At 62.2% G+C, this 19,581-nt stretch carries 15 protein-coding genes; 9 read left to right on the forward strand and 6 right to left on the reverse strand.

Annotation, left to right across the window (positions count from 1 at the left end; translation table 11 throughout):
* Positions 1 to 200: 200 nt before the first annotated feature.
* From xylB to LQ231_RS17650, 4 genes are all read right to left on the reverse strand, one after another.
* Entirely contained in the window at positions 201 to 1,649 is a 1,449-nt protein-coding gene (xylB, locus tag LQ231_RS17635; protein ID WP_230172572.1) for a xylulokinase, read from the reverse strand.
* Between the two features lie 79 nt (positions 1,650 to 1,728).
* The gene (locus LQ231_RS17640) at positions 1,729 to 2,754 is read right to left on the reverse strand and encodes a LacI family DNA-binding transcriptional regulator (protein WP_113142228.1); all 1,026 of its coding nucleotides are present in this window, start codon (positions 2,752 to 2,754) and stop codon (positions 1,729 to 1,731) included.
* Positions 2,755 to 2,883: 129 nt separating this feature from the next.
* Positions 2,884 to 4,473 carry a DHA2 family efflux MFS transporter permease subunit gene (locus LQ231_RS17645; RefSeq protein WP_113142229.1) on the reverse strand — a complete coding sequence of 530 codons (1,590 nt, stop codon included), beginning with the start codon at positions 4,471 to 4,473 and terminating at the stop codon, positions 2,884 to 2,886.
* 28 nt (positions 4,474 to 4,501) lie between these two features.
* On the reverse strand, positions 4,502 to 5,698 hold the full coding sequence (locus LQ231_RS17650; RefSeq protein WP_230172574.1) for an HlyD family secretion protein: 1,197 nt from the start codon (positions 5,696 to 5,698) through the stop codon (positions 4,502 to 4,504).
* A 194-nt stretch (positions 5,699 to 5,892) separates the two neighbouring features.
* Here LQ231_RS17650 and LQ231_RS17655 point away from each other — a divergent pair, with 194 nt between their 5' ends.
* The 5 genes from LQ231_RS17655 to lysS all read left to right on the forward strand — a co-directional run bounded on the left by LQ231_RS17655 (position 5,893) and on the right by lysS (position 13,038).
* Positions 5,893 to 6,543: a TetR/AcrR family transcriptional regulator gene (locus LQ231_RS17655; protein ID WP_356636527.1), complete on the forward strand. Its 651-nt coding sequence runs from the start codon at positions 5,893 to 5,895 to the stop codon at positions 6,541 to 6,543.
* Positions 6,544 to 6,669: 126 nt separating this feature from the next.
* On the forward strand, positions 6,670 to 7,428 hold the full coding sequence (locus tag LQ231_RS17660) for a TerC family protein (RefSeq protein WP_230172577.1): 759 nt from the start codon (positions 6,670 to 6,672) through the stop codon (positions 7,426 to 7,428).
* Between the two features lie 165 nt (positions 7,429 to 7,593).
* Positions 7,594 to 9,360: an SLC13 family permease gene (locus LQ231_RS17665; protein WP_230172578.1), complete on the forward strand. Its 1,767-nt coding sequence runs from the start codon at positions 7,594 to 7,596 to the stop codon at positions 9,358 to 9,360.
* Positions 9,361 to 9,839: 479 nt separating this feature from the next.
* Positions 9,840 to 11,297 (forward strand): glutamate--tRNA ligase, encoded by a 1,458-nt coding sequence (gene gltX, locus LQ231_RS17670; protein ID WP_230172579.1) that lies wholly within the window; start codon positions 9,840 to 9,842, stop codon positions 11,295 to 11,297.
* 244 nt (positions 11,298 to 11,541) lie between these two features.
* Positions 11,542 to 13,038: a lysine--tRNA ligase gene (lysS, locus tag LQ231_RS17675; protein ID WP_230172580.1), complete on the forward strand. Its 1,497-nt coding sequence runs from the start codon at positions 11,542 to 11,544 to the stop codon at positions 13,036 to 13,038.
* A gap of 75 nt (positions 13,039 to 13,113) precedes the next feature.
* On the opposite strand, the gene LQ231_RS17680 is transcribed toward lysS, so the two are convergent.
* Complete coding sequence (locus tag LQ231_RS17680; RefSeq protein WP_230172581.1) at positions 13,114 to 14,700, reverse strand: hypothetical protein; 1,587 nt, start codon at positions 14,698 to 14,700, stop codon at positions 13,114 to 13,116.
* A 255-nt stretch (positions 14,701 to 14,955) separates the two neighbouring features.
* Here LQ231_RS17680 and LQ231_RS17685 point away from each other — a divergent pair, with 255 nt between their 5' ends.
* From LQ231_RS17685 to LQ231_RS17700, 4 genes are read left to right on the forward strand one after another with little or no spacing between them, the layout of a single operon-like run.
* Positions 14,956 to 15,855 carry a metal ABC transporter substrate-binding protein gene (locus LQ231_RS17685; RefSeq protein ID WP_230172585.1) on the forward strand — a complete coding sequence of 300 codons (900 nt, stop codon included), beginning with the start codon at positions 14,956 to 14,958 and terminating at the stop codon, positions 15,853 to 15,855.
* A 2-nt stretch (positions 15,856 to 15,857) separates the two neighbouring features.
* Positions 15,858 to 16,865, forward strand: a complete 1,008-nt coding sequence (locus LQ231_RS17690; RefSeq protein ID WP_230173401.1) for a manganese/iron ABC transporter ATP-binding protein — start codon at positions 15,858 to 15,860, stop codon at positions 16,863 to 16,865.
* On the forward strand, positions 16,846 to 17,736 hold the full coding sequence (locus tag LQ231_RS17695; RefSeq protein ID WP_290371369.1) for a metal ABC transporter permease: 891 nt from the start codon (positions 16,846 to 16,848) through the stop codon (positions 17,734 to 17,736). Before LQ231_RS17690 ends, LQ231_RS17695 begins: the two co-directional genes overlap by 20 nt.
* A complete protein-coding gene (locus LQ231_RS17700) occupies positions 17,733 to 18,575 on the forward strand; it encodes a metal ABC transporter permease (protein ID WP_230172588.1) in 843 nt (280 codons plus the stop codon). Before LQ231_RS17695 ends, LQ231_RS17700 begins: the two co-directional genes overlap by 4 nt.
* Positions 18,576 to 18,623: 48 nt before the next feature.
* On the opposite strand, the gene LQ231_RS17705 is transcribed toward LQ231_RS17700, so the two are convergent.
* Positions 18,624 to 19,520: a DMT family transporter gene (locus tag LQ231_RS17705; RefSeq protein ID WP_230172590.1), complete on the reverse strand. Its 897-nt coding sequence runs from the start codon at positions 19,518 to 19,520 to the stop codon at positions 18,624 to 18,626.
* Positions 19,521 to 19,581: the final 61 nt, after the last annotated feature.

Genomic DNA, 19,581 nt, shown 5'->3' on the forward strand with positions numbered 1-19,581 from the left:
CCTTGGTGTGTATCGTGTGTTTCTACCCTCCCCTTGATGGGGAGGGTCGGACCGCAGGTCCGGGTTGGGGTGATCGCAGCGCAGCCCCTCATCCGCCTGCCGGCACCTTCTCCCCGTGAACGGGGAGAAGGTGTCTTGCCGCAACCGTTCCGTCCCCTCTCCCCGCCTGCGGGGAGAGGGTCAGGGTGAGGGGCAAGTCTTCAAAGCCCCTTGATCGCCGGATAGACCGAGCGATAGCGGCGATAGGCCTCCTCGTAGGCGCCCGACAGCGCCTTGACCGGCGTGATCGTCTCCGCCGTTTCAGGCGCCGTGCAGACCGACAGCGGATCGGCGCCGGTCGCGGCAATCAGCCCGAGCCTAGCCGCACCGAACGCCGCGCCGAAATCGCCGTCCGCCGGCACGTCGACCGGCATGTCGAGAGCCGTGGCAATCGACGCCAGCCAGTAGCGCGAGCGCGATCCACCGCCGATCGCGGTGACGCGATCGATCTTCGTGCCGGCGGATTTCAGCGCCTCGAGGCTGTCGCGGATGGCAAAGGTCACGCCTTCGACAACGGCCTGCGTCAGCACCGCGCGACTGGAATCATGGCCGAGCCCGATAAAGGCGCCGCGGATCTTCGCATCATTGTGCGGTGTGCGCTCGCCCGACAGATACGGCAGGAACGTCACGCCGGTCGGCGCCTTGAGATCGTCGCCCAGTTCCGCGGTCAACTCGCCCGCCGATTTGCCGGTGACGCCGGAATGCCAGTTCAGCGCATCGGTCGCCGAAAGGATCACGCCCATCTGGTGCCAGGTGTTCGGCAGCGCGTGGCAGAAGGCATGTACCGCACTTTCCGGCTTCGGCAGGTAGGAGCCATTGGCGGCAAAGAGAACGCCGGACGTGCCGAGCGACACGAAGGCATGACCCTCGGCGACCGTACCCATGCCGCAGGCAGAGGCGGCATTATCCCCTGCCCCGCCGGCCACGACGACATCGGAACAGATGCCCCATTTCGCTGCCAGTTCGCCACGCAGCGTACCGGCGCGCTCCGTGCCCTCGACGAGGCCCGGCATCTGCTCGACGGCCAGGCCTGTTGCCGCAAGAAGCTCCGTCGACCACGCACGCTTTCCGGTGTCGAGCCAGGCCGTTCCGGCCGAATCCGACATGTCGGAGAGATATTCTCCCGTCAGCCACAGCCTGAGGAAATCCTTGGGCAGCAGCACCTTGGCGACCTTGGCGAAGGTGTCCGGCTCGTGCTTGGCCACCCAGGCGAACTTGGGCGCGGTAAAGCCGGGAAAGACGATATTGCCGGTCAGTGCCCGAAACCGCGGATCGGCGTCGAGTGCTGCCGCCTCTTCATGGCTGCGCGTGTCATTCCACAGGATGCACGGGCGCAGCACCCGGTCCTTGGCATCGATCAGCGTCGCACCATGCATATGGCCGGACAGGCCGATGCCCTTGACGGCGGCCAGTTCCTTCGCATGCGAGGCCTTGAGCGCGCCGACCGCCTCTTCCGTCGCGCGGATCCAGTCGCCCGGCGCCTGCTCGGACCAGCCGGAATGCGGCCGCTGAACGGTCAGCGCCGCATGACCGACACCGATCACGCGCTGGCTGTCATCCATCAGCATCGCCTTGATGCCCGATGTGCCAAGATCCAAACCGAGATACATAGTTTTCTCCCTTTTCAACCGCTTCGAACCCGGCCGCCAGGCGTCCAGTCGCTCAAAGCTGCATTCACCTTTTTGCCCCTCAGGGCAGATTGTCCTTCAAGAATATGTCGAGCCGAATACGCTCTTGCGCCGCAACCACCGGCAACCCGTCGGCCTTGGCTTTCAGCACCCGGATGGCACTGCGCACCTCATGGCCGGCATCCTGATTGAGCACAGCATCGATCAGGCCGGCATTGAGCGCTGTGCGCGTCGTTTCCGTCAATTCGTGCGCGATCACCGCCGGCCTGTTTGTCGACGGCAGCTTCTCCAGCGCCCGCACGAGGCCGCGGTTGCCAGCACCCAGACTGTAGAGACCGATGATATCGTCCCGCCCGGCCAAAAGCCGGCTGACCAGCATTTCCACCGTCGCCGGGTCGTCGCGCCCCTCGAGCACCGGCAGGATCACGAACCGGGAAAAATCCTTGGCCATCACGGCTTCAAAGGCCTCGCAACGCTCGCGATGGTCGCGCACCAGCATCGAGCCTGCAAGAACGGCGACTGCGCCATCGCGGCCACCGAGAAACCGCCCGAGCAGGCTCGCGGCCGTCCGGCCCGCGGCAGCATTGTCGATCCCGGCATAGTGATCGCGTTGCGACCCGGACAGATCCGACACCAGCGTCACCAGCGGCACACCAGCGGCGGTCACGCGATTGGCTGCAGCAGCGACCTCGGGCGCATCGACCGCGACGAATGCAATGCCCGCAGGTGCATCACGCAACGCCATGTCAAGCGCGTTGGCCAGCGCCGGCGCGTCGAATGCTGGCACATCGACGAGCCGGATGGAAACCCGCTCGACAGCCCCGCGTCCGGTTGCCTCATTCAGCGCAAGCCTGAGGCCGCGCATGAAGGAATTGTCATTGGACGGAATGATGAAGGTCAGCGGATAGGTTCGCCCCTTGGCCAGGTTGGCCGCCGCCACGTCGCGCACGAAACCGAGCGACGACACCGCCTGGTCGACCTTGTCGCGGGTCCGCGCACTCACGCCCGGTCGCCGGTTCAAAACCCGGTCGACGGTCGCAAGACTGACCCCGGCATGGACCGCGATGTCATGGACTGTTGGCTTCATGAATTCCTCCGGCGCCTGTCCTAGCGCAGGAGATGAGGTACGTAAATCAAAAAAAGATGTACGTACCTCATTTTCGACAGGCAAAAAGCCGCCAACCCTGTCGAGCGGCGGCCTTCAACCAGCGAATCTTCAGTGACCGGCACCAGCCGGTGCGGCGGCCTTGGGTTTCTTCAGCATCAGCGTCATGAACACCAATGAACCAAACAGCACGGTCAGCGCCATGAAGATGTCGATGAAGGACAGCAGCGTCGCCTGCTGCGTGACGATGCCGGCAAGCTTCTGGACCGCAACGGTGCTGCCGTCGAGACCATAGGCCTCGTAGTTGGCACCGACACTGGCCAGCCAGTCGAGTGCTGCGGCATTGCCCCAGTCAAGCTGCTCCGACAGGCGGGCAAAATGATCGTCGGTGCGCTGGGTGATCATCGTGTTGATGATCGCCAGCCCGACGGCGCCACCGAGGTTGCGGGTCAGGTTGAACAGGCCGGATGCGTTCTTCATACGATCCGGGGGCAATGTGCCAAGCGCGATATTGTTGATCGGCACCATGCAGATCATCAGCGAGCAGCCGCGCAGGATCTGCGGCAGGAGCAGTTCGTAGAAATCCCAATCTGCCGTGATCCCGGTCATCATGTAGGTGCCGGTCGCAAATCCGGCGAAACCCAGCATCATCATGACGCGCGGGTCGAGCTTGCTCGACAGGATGCCCGCGATCGGCGCCGTCAGGAACATCGCAGCACCCGATACGAACATGGTCTCGCCGATCATCAGCGAATCGTAGTGACGGATGCGGCTGAGATAGAGCGGATAGAGATAGGTCAGGCCATAGAGACCGACCCCCATGACAAACGAGAACAGCGAGCCGAAGGCAAAGTTCGCGTTCGAGAATGCCCGCAGATCAACGACGGGAAGCTCGACCTTGAACACCCGGCGGAAGAAGATCGCCCCGCCGATCACCATGGCAATCGTGCCCATGACGATATGGTGGTCGTTGAACCAGTCCTTGTTGTTGCCTTCTTCCAGCACGAATTCCATCGACCCGAGGAACACCGCCATGGAGGCCAGCCCCCACCAGTCGAATTTCTTCATCAGGCTGTGGTCCGGCTCGTCGAAGTCGATCAGGCTCCAGGTCGTCGCGGCCACGATGATGCCGGGTATCACATTGATCAGGAACAGCCAGTGCCAGGATAGGGCATGACTGATATAGCCCCCGATCGTCGGCCCGATCGTCGGCGCAAGCGTGGCGACAAGACCGATCATCGGCGAAACGATATTGCGCTTGGACGGCGGGAAGATCGTGAAGGCGGCAACGAAGACCGACGGGATCATTCCCCCGCCGATAAAGCCCTGGATCGCACGGTAGACGATCATCTGTTCGATATTGGTGGCCGTGGCTGCCAATGCACTGGCCAGCGTGAAGCCGCCGGCGCAGATCGAAAACAGCACCCGCGTCGACAGGATCCGGGCCAGAACGCCGGACAACGGGATCATGATGACTTCGGCAATCAGATAGGACGTCTGGACCCAGGCGACCTCGTCATTGCTGGCGCCGAGACCTGCCTGGATTTCCGACAGCGAGGCCGAGACGATCTGGATGTCGAGGATCGACATGAACATGCCGAAGACCATCGCCAGAAAGGCGATGACCCGTTTCGGATCCATGCGCTCTTCCGCCCCCGAGGCCGAGCCAAGGGTGGGTGATGCTGTGCTTGCAACGGCCATGACGCGGCCCCTTTTCTAGCAGATCCGCTTACTTCGCAGCGATGGCCTGGGCATCCGGCGCAGTCCGGGTATCGACATCGACAATCACGCTGAGACCGGCACGCAGATGCCCCTGCTTCAGGGCTTCCGGCGGAAGCGCGATCCGCACGGGAACGCGCTGCACCACCTTGGTGAAGTTGCCGGTGGCGTTTTCGGCCGGCAACATCGAGAAGATCGCACCCGAGGCCGGAGCGATCGATGTCACCGTGCCTTCCAGCGGATCCTCACCGTAGGCATCGACATGGATCGAAACCTTCGAACCGGGCACCAGATGGGCGATCTGCGTTTCCTTGAAGTTCGCCTCGATGTAAAGTTCGTTGACCGGAACGAGTGCCGCCAGGCGTTTGCCGGCGGAGACAAGATCGCCGGCCTGGACCGACAGATTGCCGACGATGCCGTCATAAGGGGCCTTCAGCACGGTAAAGTCGAGGTCGCGCTTGGCCTGCTCGATGGCGAGATCCTGCACCTTGACGGTGTTCAGGGCCTCGTCGCGCTGAGCCTTTAGCAGCGAAACATTGGCCTCGGCAGAAGACACGGCCGCTTCACCTGCCACCAGGTTTGCCTTGGCCTGCTCCAGAGCGATCTTGGCGCTGTCGAGATCGGCGGTCGTGCCGACCGACTTGGCAGCAAGATCTGTAGCGCGCTTTTCGGTAATCTGCGCGCCGCGCACGCTCGCTTCGAGCGCACCCTGCTGAGCCCGCGTCTGCGCAAGGCTGGCCTCGCCGCCGGAGATCTGCGCGTCCATGCGCAACACGGCCAGTTCGGCACTCTGCTTGTTGGCGACGGCCTGTTCATAGGCGATGCGATAGTCGCCGGCATCGAGCGTGACCAGCGGATCGCCGGCCTTGACCACCTGATTGCCGGTAACATTCACCGTTTCCACATAACCCGAGACTTTCGGCGAGATGATCGCGATATCGCCTTCGATATAGGCGTCGTCCGTCGAGACCATGAAGCGGCCGTCGGTCCACCATTGGTAACCGAACCACGCACCCGCGCTCAGAAGCGCCAGACCGATGATTGGCAGCACCGGACTGCTGCGCTTCTTGGCAACCTTGGCGACAGGGGGCGTCGCGGCTTCGGGAGCAGTCACCCCGGCTTCTTGCGGCGTGGCCGGCACGGCCTCATTCCTGTCATCGACTGGAGGAGCGGAACGAAGGGCGGTGGATCTTTGCGTGACGGACATGGGCTCAAACCGGGGAGTTGGTGAAGAAACTATTCGAACTGAACCGTTCGGTTCGATTGACATATAGCGTTTCGTAACGCATATCAAGATGCAGATTTGCGCTTCACGTCTGCAAAACTGACATGAGTTAATTATTTGGGCCGATCATGAGCAAACCGACGACAAAACAGAACGAAATACAGGAGCAGCCAACCGTGGCAGCGCCCGGTTTGAGCCGTTTTGCCGCGGGCGAAGATCCGATCAAGCGCGGCCAGATCCTCGATGGCGCAAAGCGCGTCTTCATGAAGATGGGTTACGACGCCGCCAGCATGAATGACGTGACCCGTGAGGCCGGCGTTTCCAAGGGCACGATCTACGTCTACTTCCAGAGCAAGGAAGAACTGTTTGCCGCCCTGATCGAACGCGAGAAAGGGTTGTTTGCCGAGCGCATGCGTGAACTGCTCGAGCGGAGCGCCAGCACCGAAGACGGCCTGCGCAGCTTCGGTCTCGCCTTTGCCCATCAGGTCATTGAGACGGACATGATCCCTGCGATGCGTGTTGTCCTGGGCGTGATCGATCGCATGCCGAGCCTTTGCCAACGGTTTTTCGCCGGGGCACCCACCAATGCCAAGAGCGTGCTGCGGGCCTTTCTGGAAAAGCAGGTTGCGGCCGGACAGCTGTCCATAGACGATTGCGAACTGGCGGCGCGCCAGTTTATCGACCTGACCATCGGCTCATTTTTCAGGGAGCGCCTGTTCAATCAGTTGCCGCCGAACCTCTCCCAGGCTGAAGTGGAGCGTGTGATCGAAAGCGGCCTCAGGATTTTCCTCAAATCCTATGGACCGGCAAAGCCCGAAAACATCTGAAAAACGGCCATTGGCCGCCCCCGCCGGGCAACGCTCGGAATACCTGGCGATCGCACCCTTGCCATATGCGATCATTTGCCCCATTTGCTGTTGCTCAACTCCTCTGTTTAGCACGGAAAACATCGAATGCAGGATCTGCTCCTACTCGCTCAGGACCCCGCCGCCTGGATCGCACTGATCACGCTGATCATCATGGAAGTCGTGCTCGGCATCGACAACCTCGTCTTCATTTCCATCCTGACCAACAAGCTGCCGGCTGAATCGCGCGAAAGGGCTCGCCGCATCGGCATCGGCCTCGCGCTTGTCATGCGTCTCGCGCTGCTCGGCACCGTCGCCTGGATTGTCCAGCTGACCAATCCCGTCTTCGAGCTCTTCGGCCACGGCTTCTCGTGGAAGGACATGATCCTGATCGCCGGCGGTCTGTTCCTGGTCTGGAAGGCGACCAAGGAAATCCATCACAGTGTCGACCCGATCGACCACCAGGAAGATTTCATTGCATCCTCGGCGACCAATACCTTTGCCGCCGCCATTGGCCAGATCCTGTTGCTCGACCTCGTGTTTTCCGTCGACAGCATCATCACTGCGGTTGGCATGACGGAACACCTGCCGATCATGATCATCGCCGTCATCGTGGCTGTGACCGTCATGCTGATTGCCTCCAATCCGCTCGCCAACTTCATCGAAAAGAACCCGACCGTCGTCATGCTGGCACTTGGCTTCCTGCTGATGATCGGCATGACCCTGATCGCCGACGGCATGGGCTTCCATGTTCCCAAGGGCTACATCTACGCGGCCATGGCCTTCTCCGGCCTCGTGGAAATGCTCAATATGTTTGCCCGCAAAAAGAAGCAGGCAGACCGGGAAAAAGGCACCACCCGTCACTGATCCTTGACGTTGCAAGAGAGGGCCTGTTTTATCGAACAGGCCCTCTTTTTTGTGCATGACGACCGTCGCGACCTAAAACACCACCACGACCGAAGAAATTATACTGGGCACTGACCAGCGGTGAGAGCCACCGTCTGCAGTCACGCCGAAAACCGCCGGAGCCATATGACCTACGAGCAAATTCTCGCCTTCGGTGTCATTGCTGCGATGATGGCCGCGTTCCTGTGGGAGCGGTTTCGGTATGATGTCGTCGCCTGTGCCGCACTTGTCACGGCCGTCGCCCTTGGCCTCGTCCCCCCTGCCGATGCATTCTCCGGCTTCTCCGACGACATTGTCATCATTGTCGGTTCGGCACTTGTCGTCAGCGCCGGTGTGGCGCGGTCCGGCGTCGTCGATCTCGCCATCAAGCGCTTCTTTCCAAGCCTTGAATCCGTCCGGGCGCAGATGCTGCTCCTGCTTCTCACCGTCACCGTGCTTTCCGCCTTCATCAAGAACATCGGGGCGCTCGCCATCATGATGCCGGTGGCATTCCAGTTCGCCCGTCGCTCCAGCGTCTCACCCTCGATCTTCCTCATGCCGATGGCCTTCGGTGCCCTGCTCGGCGGCCTGATGACCCAGATCGGCACCTCGCCCAACATCGCCGTCTCGCGGCTGCGTGAAGAGATTACCGGGCAGGCCTTCACGATGTTCGACTTCACGCCGGTCGGCGCGACGCTCGCGGTCGCCGGCATCATCTTCCTGATGTTCTTCTACTGGCTGGTGCCCGTCCGTGAGAACCAGAACCCGTCGCTGCAGGAAGCGCTTGAAAGCTCGCATTTCTCCACTGAAGCCACCCTTGGACGCCAATCACCCTTTATCGGCAAGACCCTGCATCAGCTGCAGCAGATCGCCTCTGGCGAAGTGTCTGCAACGTCGATCCTGCGCGGCGATACGCGCCTGTCGCCTTTCCCCGACGTCGTGCTGAAACTCGGCGACACGCTTCTGCTGCAGGGTCCATCGGAAGCCCTTGACCGGGTCGTATCCCAGGGCAATCTGACGCTCGCCGGCGGCAGCGTCGACACAAACAAGGGCGGCGACCTGGTCTCCGTCGAGGCTGTGATCGGCCGCGGCTCGTCCCTGATCGGCCAGACAGCGCGCGACCTTTCGCTCGTCCATTCTTACGGCGTCAACCTGCTGGCCGTCAGCCGTCAGGGCAAACGCATCCGCGAACGTCTCGGCGAATTGACGCTGCGTTCCGGCGACGTTGTGCTTCTTCAGGGTCTGCGCCAGCAGATGCCGGCCATTCTCACCGAGCTTGGCTGCCTTCCGCTTGCAGAGCGCGCCATCCTGCTGGGCACCCCCCGCAACGTTCTCGTTCCACTCGCCATTCTCTTCGTTGCCATGGGCTCGACGGCAGTCGGGCTCGTCCCTGTCGGCATTGCCTTCTTTGCCGCCGCACTCGCCATGGTCATCTTCAAGGTCATCCCGATTTCAGAGGTCTACCAATCGGTGGACGGACCCATTCTGGTCATGCTCGCCGCCCTGATCCCGGTCTCCGATACGCTGCGGACATCCGGCGCAAGCGATGTCGTTGCCGGCTGGCTGAGCGCGGTCGCAGGCGGCATGCCGGCCTGGGGTGCGGTTGCCCTGATCCTCGTTACGGCCATGGCGGTAACCCCCTTCCTCAACAATGCGGCAACCGTGCTGGTCATGGCCCCGATTGCCGCAAGCTTTGCCGGAGGCCTGGGCTACAAGCCGGAAGCCTTCCTGATGGCCGTGGCCATCGGTGCGGGCTGCGATTTTCTGACCCCGATCGGCCACCAGTGCAACACGCTCGTCATGGGTCCGGGTGGATATCGCTTCAGTGACTATCCCCGTTTGGGACTTCCGCTGTCTTTTCTCGTTGTCTTCGTCGCGGTGCCGACGCTCCTGATGGTCTGGCCAGTGAGTTGAACACGCTTGCTTGCAACCGCCGCGGTGATACGCGGCGCCAGAATGCAGAAAAACCTGCGTCGGCGGACGCAGGTTTTCCTGGGGGGCGGGACTTGGGGTGAACGCAAACCAGACGGTTGGGGGGGCTCGTCTGCCGTTTCGTTGGCTACGGTGAGAAACCGGAAAAATCACCGTGTTCCCCATATCCCGTCGCGTCCGGTTGGCATGGCCTGCGCTCTGTCCTAGAAACGCACCCGACAAAATTCGGTTCCAGGGCTTTTTGATTTTTTTTGCGCCCGCGCCGCTGGGGGTCCGCGAAACCGCCCGAATGCGCAGTTTTCCTTGACGCATTGCGCTGAATATGGCCTAAGGCCAGCCAATGGAACAGGCGGAGCCGGGCATTAAAACGCGCTTTTTCGTCCGTTCGCCACATCGCCTTCACACCCATGATCCTGCGGCCATCGCTCGATTTCCCCGCACGACACAATGAGCTGAACTCCATGACCAATTCCGGCGTCCGCGTCCGCATCGCACCCTCCCCGACAGGCGAGCCCCATGTCGGCACCGCCTATATCGCGCTGTTCAATTATCTCTTCGCCAAGAAACACGGCGGCGAGTTCATCCTGCGCATCGAGGATACCGATGCGACCCGTTCGACGGCCGAATTCGAACAGAAAGTGCTCGACGCGCTGAAATGGACCGGACTGACCTGGTCCGAAGGCCCGGATGTCGGCGGCCCCTACGGCCCCTACCGCCAGTCCGACCGCAAGGACATGTACTGGCCCCATGCGCAGGACCTGCTCGACAAGGGCCACGCCTTCCGTTGTTTCTGCACGCCCGAGCGGCTCGAGCAGATGCGCGAAGGCCAGCGCGCCGCCGGCAAGCCGCCAAAATATGATGGCCTGTGCCTCAACCTGACCGCCGAGGAAGTCACCTCGAAGATGGCGGGCGGCGAAACCTCCGTCGTGCGCATGAAGATCCCGACGGAAGGCTCGTGCGATTTCCACGACGGCGTCTATGGCGACGTCTCGATCCCGTGGGACAGCGTCGACATGCAGGTCCTGATCAAGGGCGACGGCATGCCGACCTATCACATGGCCAATGTCATCGACGACCATCTGATGAAGATCACCCACGTCGCCCGCGGCGAGGAGTGGCTGGCATCGGTGCCCAAGCACATCCTGCTCTATCGCTATTTCGGCTGGGAACAGCCGGTGTTCATGCATCTCTCCCTGATGCGCAACGCCGACAAGTCCAAGCTGTCGAAGCGCAAGAACCCGACCTCGATTTCCTATTATTCGGCCCTCGGCTACCTGCCGGAAGCGCTGATGAATTTCCTCGGACTGTTCTTCATCCAGATCGCCGAGGGCGAGGAACTGCTGACCATGGACGAACTCACGGCAAAGTTCGACCCGGACAACCTGTCCAAGGCCGGCGCAATCTTCGACATCCAGAAGCTCGACTGGCTGAACGGCCGTTGGCTGCGCGAAAAGCTGACCCCGGACGAGTTTATCGCCCGCGTCCTCGACTGGTCGATGGAAAACGATCGCCTGACCGAAGGCCTGAAGCTCGCCCAGAGCCGCGTCACCAAGCTCGGCGAACTGCCGCCGCTCGCCGGCTTCTTGCTCGCCAACGATGTCGGCCTGACGCCGGCCTCCTTCGGCGGCCTGAAGACCAGCCCGGCGGAAACGCTTTCCATCGTCACCACCGTCCAGGCGGATCTCGAAAAGATCCTCGAATGGAACGTCGCGACCATCGAGGAAGAACTGCGCGCGATCGCCGATCGTATGGAGAAGAAGCTGCGCGTGGTCACCCCGCCGCTGTTCGTCGCCGTATCCGGCAGCCAGCGTTCGCTGCCGCTTTTTGACTCGATGGCGCTGCTCGGCCGCTCGGTCGTGCGCCAGCGCCTGAAGGTGGCAATCCAGGTGCTGACCACAATGGCGGGTGCCCAGAACTGACGATGTAGCGTCGCCTTCCGGCGGCGCGTTGAACTACCCCCCTCTGCCCTGCCGGGCATCTCCCCCACAAGGGGGGAGATCAGCGAGTGGCCCGCCATTGCCAAACTCTCGTTGACCGCCGGCTGTGATGCCAGAGGTGAAACCATAAGCGTCCCCCATCCGATCTCCCCCCTTGTGGGGGAGATGCCCGGCAGGGCAGAGGGGGGTGACCGAAACGAAAACAGCCGATCCGAGGCGAGACACGATGACCGAACAGACACCTGAATCCACCCTGTCCTCCGACCCGACCGAAGTGCGTCGCCAGAAACTGGCTTTGCTGCGCGAACAGGTCGGCGACGTCTACCCGGCCCATTTCCACCGCACGATCACCAATGCGGAACTGGCTGCGAAATACGAGGGCCTTGAGCTGGACACGGAATCGGGCGACATCGTCACCGTTGCAGGACGCGTCTATTCCTCGCGCAATTCCGGCATGTTCATCGACCTGCACGATGCCTCGGGCAAGATCCAGATCTTCTCCCACAAGGACACGACACCGGAGGCGGCCCGCAGCCTCCTGCCGATGATCGACCTTGGTGATATTATCGGCGTCACCGGCATGGTCCGCCGCACCAAGCGTGGCGAGCTGACGATCAACGCCCATGAAATCACCATGCTGACCAAGACGCTGCTGCCGATGCCGGAAAAGTATCACGGTCTCGCCGATATCGAGCTGCGCTACCGCAAGCGCCATCTCGACATCCTGACCAACGAGGATTCGAAGCTCCGCTTCAAGCAGCGTTCGCAGATCGTCTCGGGCATTCGCCGCTTCATGGAAAACGACGGCTTCATGGAAGTCGAGACGCCGATGCTGCATTCGGTCTATGGCGGCGCGACGGCCGAGCCGTTCAAGACCCACCACAACACGCTGAAGCTCGACATGTACCTGCGCATCGCGCCGGAACTGTTCCTCAAGCGCACCCTGGTTTCCGGCCTGACCGACAAGGTCTTCGAGGTCAACCGCAACTTCCGCAACGAAGGTGTGTCGACCCGCCACAATCCCGAATTCACCATGATGGAATGCTACTGGGCCTATGCCGACTACGAGGACATCATGGACCTCGTCGAGCGCATGTTCGCCGAACTCGCCGTCAAGATCCACGGCACCACCGAATTCATGTTCGGCGACAAGGAAATCTCCTTCAAGGGCCCGTTCAAGCGCGTGCCCATGCCTGACGCCGTCAAGGAAGCGACCGGCATCGACTTCCTCGCCATGACAACCGACGAGGAAGCCCGCACCGCCGCCAAGGCTGCCGGCTTTGCCGTCGAGAAGGACTGGACCTGGGGCGAATGCCTTGCCTTTATCTTCGAGGAAAAGGTCGAAGGCACACTGATCCAGCCGAGCCATGTCACGCATTTTCCGAAAGACATTTCGCCCTTTGCAAAGGAAGTGCCGGGCGAACCACGCCTCGTCGAGCGTTTCGAGACCTATTGCAACGCCTGGGAAATCGGCAACGCCTTCTCCGAACTCAACGATCCGGAAGAACAGCGCAAGCGCATGGTCGAACAGCTGGAGCAGGCCCATGCCCGCGGCGAAAAGGACAAGCAGCTGGACGAGGAATTCCTCGATGCGATCGACCAGGGCATGCCGCCTGCCGGCGGTCTCGGCATCGGCGTCGATCGCCTGATCATGCTGTTGACCAACGCCCCGTCGATCCGCGACATCATCCTCTTCCCGGCCCGTCGCGCCAGGGCCGACTGATCAGCCGGCAACGCGCAGATAGACAAAAGCCCCGATCCTGCGACCGGGGCTTTTTGCTGTCTGCAAATGCGATGATCAGTGACCGGCCTTGGCCTCTTCCTCGCCATGCACCTTGGCCTTTGGCGGCAGGATAGCCTCTTCCTCGGCCGGTGCGGCAGGCGCATGTGACGCATCCGCCTTTTCCCCATGCTCGACTTGAGTCGACGCGGGCTGGTCATGTGTTTCCACGGCCGCACCCTCTACTGCGGCGGCAGCGCCATGCCCATCGTCAGCCCCGGCGGCGATCGGCTTGGCCCGCATCTTGGCCAGCCAGTCGGCGCCGTCATGCTTGCCGCCCTCTGCCTGTTCGCCAACGGGCGCGACCTGATTTTCGGCCGGCTTCGGCCACTTCTTCTTTGCAACCTCATCGGCTTCCGAGACGGCGGCGCCCTCCTCGGACGCTGCCTCTTCCGGTGCTGCCCCATCTCCAAGGCCGACCATACCCTTCAACGAAGACAACCAGCCCTGCTCTTCAGCCACCGCGACATCTGCACCGTGCGCCGCATCGGTGGCCACAGGCGAATGACCGTCAGCCGCCTCCGGCGCAGCGACGACAGGCTCTCCAGCGGGTGCATGATCCTCGACCGCGGCGCCATGCGCCTCAACCGCCGCGCCATGGCCTTCGCCCTCGGCAGGCGCATGACCGGCGGCGGCTTCTCCATGTCCGGCGGCCTCTCCATGATCGGCCGGCGCACCGTGTTCGCTCGCAACAACCTCATCTTCGGCCGGCGCATCGTGGCCCGCGGCGTCCGGAGCATGCGCCGCCGCTTCCGGCTCATCACTGCCGCCAAGGCCGACCATGCCCAGGATAGAGCCCATCCAGCCCTTGCTTTCCTCTGCCCCATGCTCGGCAACAGGAACCGCCTCGCCGTGGCCTTCAGCCGGTGCCTCCCCATGACCTTCAGCCGGCGCTTCGCCGTGCGCATCTGCCGGGGCCGCCCCATGCGCATCGGCAGGCGCTTCACCATGGCCGCTGGCGGGTGCTTCGCCATGTCCGGCAGGCGCCTCTCCATGTCCGGCCGGTGCCGCGCCATGGGCGCCTTCCGGCAGCACCACCTCCGGTTTCAGGCAATCGGTCGTGTCATCGAGCTTGGCAACAAGCGCTTCGATATCGGCATTGATCATGTCGATACGCTCGCCGAAGAACTGACCGCTCTCATTGGCAGCCTTGTCGACATAGCGGGCGGTATACACCTGCGCCGAGGCCTCTTCGGGCACGCGGCTCGGATCGGGAATGAAGATCACGTCGGCACCGACGGCGCGGCCGCGCATGTCGGCGCGATCCTTCGGTCCCTTGGTATCGAGCACGACAACCTGGACCAGATCGGCCTTTTCATGCTCATGCAGGCTTTTCGCCACGCGAAGTGCTGTCTTGACCCGTGTCACGCCGTCGCCGGGCTCGTCGGTGGTGATGTATTTGCGGATCCAGAAGTGATCCTTCTTGTGGATCTCGACGGTTTTGACCTCGGTGCATTCCAGCCCGTTCAGCTCCGCATAGGACGGGCCCAGCAAAGTATCGGCGCCGATGAACACGGCAGCAGCACCCGTTCCGCCACACAGGACAAGAACACCGCCGAAGATCAGCACGAGCTTGCGCGAAATATGGATCTTCGGACCCTTCACGCTGTGAACTCCGCCATGACACCGCCCCGCTGTTTTACGCAATACTTGCGCCACCATATGAGATCGTTCTTGCGGAAACTTTAACTTGCCCCCGACAATGCCGCACAACGGCCTGGCGGCAGCGAAAATCCCGAGGTGGAAGGAGTTTCCCGCCAAGAGTGGCTTCTTTTTGCGAATGAGTTGCAAATGCATTGACAAAGCAGATTTGCGCTATAGGTTTTAATGAGAATTATTCGCAAGAAGTGGAGATCGTGGATGCTGCCAAGACTAGCCTGCCTCGTCGGAAGTTCGCTGCTCGCGGCGCTGACCCTTCTGCCGCTCCCGGCCTTCGCCGCCGAAAAGCCCAAGGTCGTCACCACATTCACCGTGATCGCCGACATCGCCCGCAATGTCGCCGGCGACGCAGCCACCGTCGAAAGCATCACCAAACCCGGTGCCGAGATCCACGGCTATCAGCCGACGCCGCGCGACATCCTGAAAGCCAGCGACGCCAATCTCGTCCTGTGGAACGGTCTCAATCTCGAAACCTGGTTTGAAAAATTCCTCGCCAATCTCGGCGATGTGCCCAATGTCGTGGTCAGCGACGGCGTGGCGCCGATGAGCATTGCCGGCGGTGCCTATGACGGCAAGCCCAATCCGCATGCCTGGATGTCGCCCGACAATGCGCTGATCTATGTCGAGAACATCCGCAAGGCACTGACCGGGATCGACCCCGACAATGCCGCCGTCTATGCCGCCAATGCCGCCGCCTATTCGGACAAGATCAAGGCGGAGATCGCGCCGATGAAGGCGCAGATCGCAGCCCTGCCCGAAAACGAGCGCTGGCTGGTGACGAGCGAAGGCGCCTTCTCCTATCTCGCCCGCGATCTTGGCCTGAAGGAACTCTATCTCTGGCCGATCAATGCCGACAGTCAGGGCACCCCGCAGCAGGTCAAGGCCGTGATCGATGCGGTGACCGAAAACAAGATCCGCGTCGTCTTTTCCGAAAGCACCGTATCCGACAAGCCGGCCAAGCAGGTCGCGGCCGAAACCGGGGTGAACTACGGCGGTGTGCTCTACGTGGATTCGCTCAGCACCGAGGACGGCCCGGTTCCGACCTATATCGATCTCCTCAAGGTCACCGTCTCGACCATTGCCAAGGGACTTGAAGGATGATCATGGGTTCAAGCCAGCGCCAGGCCAGATCGCGCCAGTCCAGCCTGAAAACCGTTCACGCTCCAGGGCAGGCACCGGTGCAGGCGCCTGAATTCGCCGGCGTCCAGGGCATTGTCGCCGAAGACGTCACCGTCACCTATCGCAACGGCCACACGGCCCTGCGCCATGCAAGCTTCGCCATCCCCACCGGCACGATCACCGCACTTGTCGGCGTCAACGGCGCCGGAAAATCCACCCTGTTCAAGGCAATCATGGGCTTCGTGCCGGTCGCCGGCGGCCAGATCCGGGTCCTCGGCATGAGCGTGCATGATGCGCTGGCCAAAAACCTGATCGCCTATGTGCCCCAGGCCGAAGAGGTCGACTGGAACTTCCCGGTTCTGGTCGAGGACGTGGTGATGATGGGCCGCTATGGCCACATGAATTTCCTCCGCATCCCCTCGAAGAACGACCGCCGCCTGGTTGACGAGGCATTGGCGCGCGTCGGCATGGGCGACTATCGCAAGCGCCAGATCGGCGAACTGTCCGGCGGCCAGCGCAAGCGTGTCTTCCTTGCCCGTGCTCTCGCCCAGGAAGGCCAGGTGATCCTGCTCGACGAGCCGTTTACCGGCGTCGACGTCACCACCGAAGAGCAGATCATCACCCTGATGCGCGACCTGCGCGCCGAAGGCCGCGTCATGCTCGTCTCGACCCACAATCTCGGAAGCGTGCCCGACTTCTGCGACCGCACCATTTTCGTCAAGGGCACGGTTCTGGCCGCCGGCACGACGGCGGAAACCTTCACAGAGGACAATCTCAAGTCAGCCTTCGGCGGCGCCCTGCGCCATTTTGTCCTCTCCGGCCCCGACCTGCACGACGATGCCGACGGCCGCGAGGTCAAGGTGATCACCGACGACGAGCGCCCCTTCGTCATCTACGGCGCGCCTGCCACTGCCCCGGCGGCAAAATCACCGGCACCTGCGCTTGAGCCGGCAGACGTTCTGGAAAAGGCTGATGATGACCGTCCTGCTTGAGCCTTTCACCTATGACTACATGCGCAATGCGATCTTCGTCAGCGCCCTCGTCGGTGGCGTCTGCGGCTTCCTGTCGGCCTATCTCATGCTCAAGGGCTGGTCGCTGATCGGCGATGCGCTCTCGCATGCCATCGTGCCGGGCGTCGCCGGCGCCTATATGCTCGGCCTGCCCTTTGCCTTCGGCGCCTTTCTCTCCGGCGGTCTGGCAGCGCTCGCCATCCTCTTCCTCAACCAGCGCACCAAGCTCAAGGAAGATGCGATCATCGGCCTGATCTTCACCTCCTTCTTCGGCCTCGGCCTGTTCATGGTGTCGATCTCGCCCGTCTCGATCGACATCAAGACCATCGTGCTCGGCAATATCCTCGCCATCACCCCGGCCGACACGCTGCAGCTTGTCCTGATCGGCGGCATCAGCCTCGTGATCCTGGCGCTGAAGTGGAAGGACCTGATGGTCGCCTTCTTCGACGAAAACCACGCCCGGTCCATCGGCCTGAAACCGGATCGTCTGAAGGTGATCTTCTTCACCCTGCTCGCCGCCTCGACCGTTGCCGCCATGCAGACCGTCGGCGCATTCCTCGTCATCGCCATGGTCGTCACCCCGGGCGCCACCGCCTATCTGCTGACCGATCGCTTCCAGCGGCTGATCCTGATGGCGCTCGCCATCGGCGCCGGCACCAGTTTCATCGGCGCATACCTGAGCTACTTCCTTGATGGCGCAACCGGCGGCGTCATCGTCGTGCTGCAATCGCTGATCTTCGTCGCGGCCTTCCTGTTTGCCCCCAAGCACGGCCTGTTTGCCGCTCGCCGTCGTGCCAAACTTGCGCTGGAACCCCTTGCAGAGGGACCCCGGACACTGGAGCCAGTCGCATGACCGAGACCCTCGAACTGCTGATCCTGCCCTTCCAGCTGCCTTTCATGCAGACGGCCTTCGTCATCACGCTGATGATCGCAATCCCCATGGCCTTGCTCTCCTGCTTCCTCGTGCTGAAAGGCTGGTCGCTGATGGGCGATGCGGTCTCCCATGCCGTGTTGCCCGGCATCGTCATCGCCTATATCGCCGGCATCCCCTTGGCGATCGGCGCCTTCATCGCCGGCCTCGCCTGCGCGCTGATGACCGGTTACGTCAAGGAAAACAGCCGCATCAAGGAAGACACGGTGCTCGGCATCGTCTTTTCCGGCATGTTTGGTCTGGGGCTCGTGCTTTACGTCAATGTCGAGAGCAGCGTGCATCTCGACCATATCCTGTTCGGCGACATGCTCGGCATTCTGCCGTCCGACCTGCTCGAAACCGGCCTGATCGCACTGGCGGCCACCGCCTTCCTCGTACTGCTGCGCAAGGATCTGCTCGCCCATGCCTTCGATCCGCAGCACGCCCGCGCCATCGGCCTGTCGGTGCGGCTTTTGCACTATGGCCAGTTGGCGGTTCTGTCGCTGGTCGTCGTCGGCGCCCTGAAGGCAGTCGGCATCATTCTCTCGGTGGCCATGCTGGTGACACCCGGCGCCATCGCCTTCCTGATCACAAGGCGCTTCCAGTCGATGCTGGTCGCCGCCGTCTCTGTCGCCGTTCTGGCATCGCTGATCGGCATCTATCTGAGCTTTTTCCTCGACAGCGCGCCGGCACCGACCATCGTCCTGGTGATGAGCTCGATGTTCGTGCTTGTCTTCATCATCGGCGCCTTTCGCAACCGACGGACACAGGCAACGCTGTAGGGAGGCTCCGGCAAGAAGGCGCAGCGGTTTCTGCGCGGAAACGAGCGCTCAGACTCGCGCCTCTTCTTCGGCCCGGCGGACACGGCGCGAGACCACCCATTCGCGCCAGACGGTAAACAAGCCGGCGCCGACGACGATGGCAGCACCCACCACTGTATTCCAGCGCAGGACTTCGCCGAAGACGGTAATGGCGATCACGGCACCGATCACCAATTGCCAATAGGAAATCGGCTGGACGATCACTGCATCGAGGTTCTCATAGGCCCGGATCAGGGCGAAATGCCCGACAATGCCGGTGCAGCAGAGCCCACCCATCCAGGCCCAGTCTGTTGCCGAAAATGGCACCCAGAAGAACGGACCGAGCAGGCTCGCGCCGATGAAACCGACGATCGCCAGATAGAAGAAGCTGGTCGATGGCTGGTCGTCACGGCTGACCAGACGCGTCGCGATGCCGTAGACCGCGCCAAGCACGGCGCAGATCAACGGCAGCCAGATATACGTATTGAAGCCGCCCGCCGTGGGCGACAGCATGATCACCACCCCGACCAGGCCAAAGACGATCGCCGTCCAGCGGCGCCAGCCGACCTTCTCGCCCAGGATCGGCATCGAGAGCAGCGCAACGAAAATCGGACCCGCGGCAAAGATCGCCTGGCTTTGTGCCAGTCCAACCTTCGTAAACGCGACGATCGAGATCAGGATCTGCGAAAACAGGATGAGGCCGCGCAGCACCTGCAGGAGCGGCCGCTTGGTCGCCACCGCAGCCGACAGTCCCCCCGGTGCGCGGCTGGCCAGGAACAGGGCGAAGGCGACAAAGGCCCAGTAGCGCACCATCGCGACCTGGACCGGCGAATAGCTCCCTCCCAGGTGTTTTGAGATGCCGTCCTGAATGGCGAAGACGGAAAAGGCGAGAAAGGCAAAGGTATAGCCGAGCGGCGTCGATTTCATGATGAGATACGAATGCTTGGGGAAATGAAACGGGATACCCGTGCACGAACCAACGGCGCGG

The sequence above is a fragment of the Rhizobium sp. CECT 9324 genome (genome assembly GCF_918741265.1).
In the GTDB taxonomy this organism is placed as follows: Bacteria; Pseudomonadota; Alphaproteobacteria; order Rhizobiales; family Rhizobiaceae; genus Allorhizobium.

Bases quoted from the DNA above. Each gene is read 5' to 3' on its own strand.
- xylB (WP_230172572.1), bottom strand. From the start codon at position 1,649: ATGTATCTCGGTTTGGATCTTGGCACATCGGGCATCAAGGCGATGCTG.
- LQ231_RS17640 (WP_113142228.1), bottom strand. From the start codon at position 2,754: ATGAAGCCAACAGTCCATGACATCGCGGTCCATGCCGGGGTCAGTCTT.
- LQ231_RS17645 (WP_113142229.1), bottom strand. From the start codon at position 4,473: ATGGCCGTTGCAAGCACAGCATCACCCACCCTTGGCTCGGCCTCGGGG.
- LQ231_RS17650 (WP_230172574.1), bottom strand. From the start codon at position 5,698: ATGTCCGTCACGCAAAGATCCACCGCCCTTCGTTCCGCTCCTCCAGTC.
- LQ231_RS17660 (WP_230172577.1), top strand. From the start codon at position 6,670: ATGCAGGATCTGCTCCTACTCGCTCAGGACCCCGCCGCCTGGATCGCA.
- LQ231_RS17665 (WP_230172578.1), top strand. From the start codon at position 7,594: ATGACCTACGAGCAAATTCTCGCCTTCGGTGTCATTGCTGCGATGATG.
- gltX (WP_230172579.1), top strand. From the start codon at position 9,840: ATGACCAATTCCGGCGTCCGCGTCCGCATCGCACCCTCCCCGACAGGC.
- lysS (WP_230172580.1), top strand. From the start codon at position 11,542: ATGACCGAACAGACACCTGAATCCACCCTGTCCTCCGACCCGACCGAA.
- LQ231_RS17685 (WP_230172585.1), top strand. From the start codon at position 14,956: ATGCTGCCAAGACTAGCCTGCCTCGTCGGAAGTTCGCTGCTCGCGGCG.
- LQ231_RS17690 (WP_230173401.1), top strand. From the start codon at position 15,858: ATGGGTTCAAGCCAGCGCCAGGCCAGATCGCGCCAGTCCAGCCTGAAA.
- LQ231_RS17695 (WP_290371369.1), top strand. From the start codon at position 16,846: ATGATGACCGTCCTGCTTGAGCCTTTCACCTATGACTACATGCGCAAT.
- LQ231_RS17700 (WP_230172588.1), top strand. From the start codon at position 17,733: ATGACCGAGACCCTCGAACTGCTGATCCTGCCCTTCCAGCTGCCTTTC.
- LQ231_RS17705 (WP_230172590.1), bottom strand. From the start codon at position 19,520: ATGAAATCGACGCCGCTCGGCTATACCTTTGCCTTTCTCGCCTTTTCC.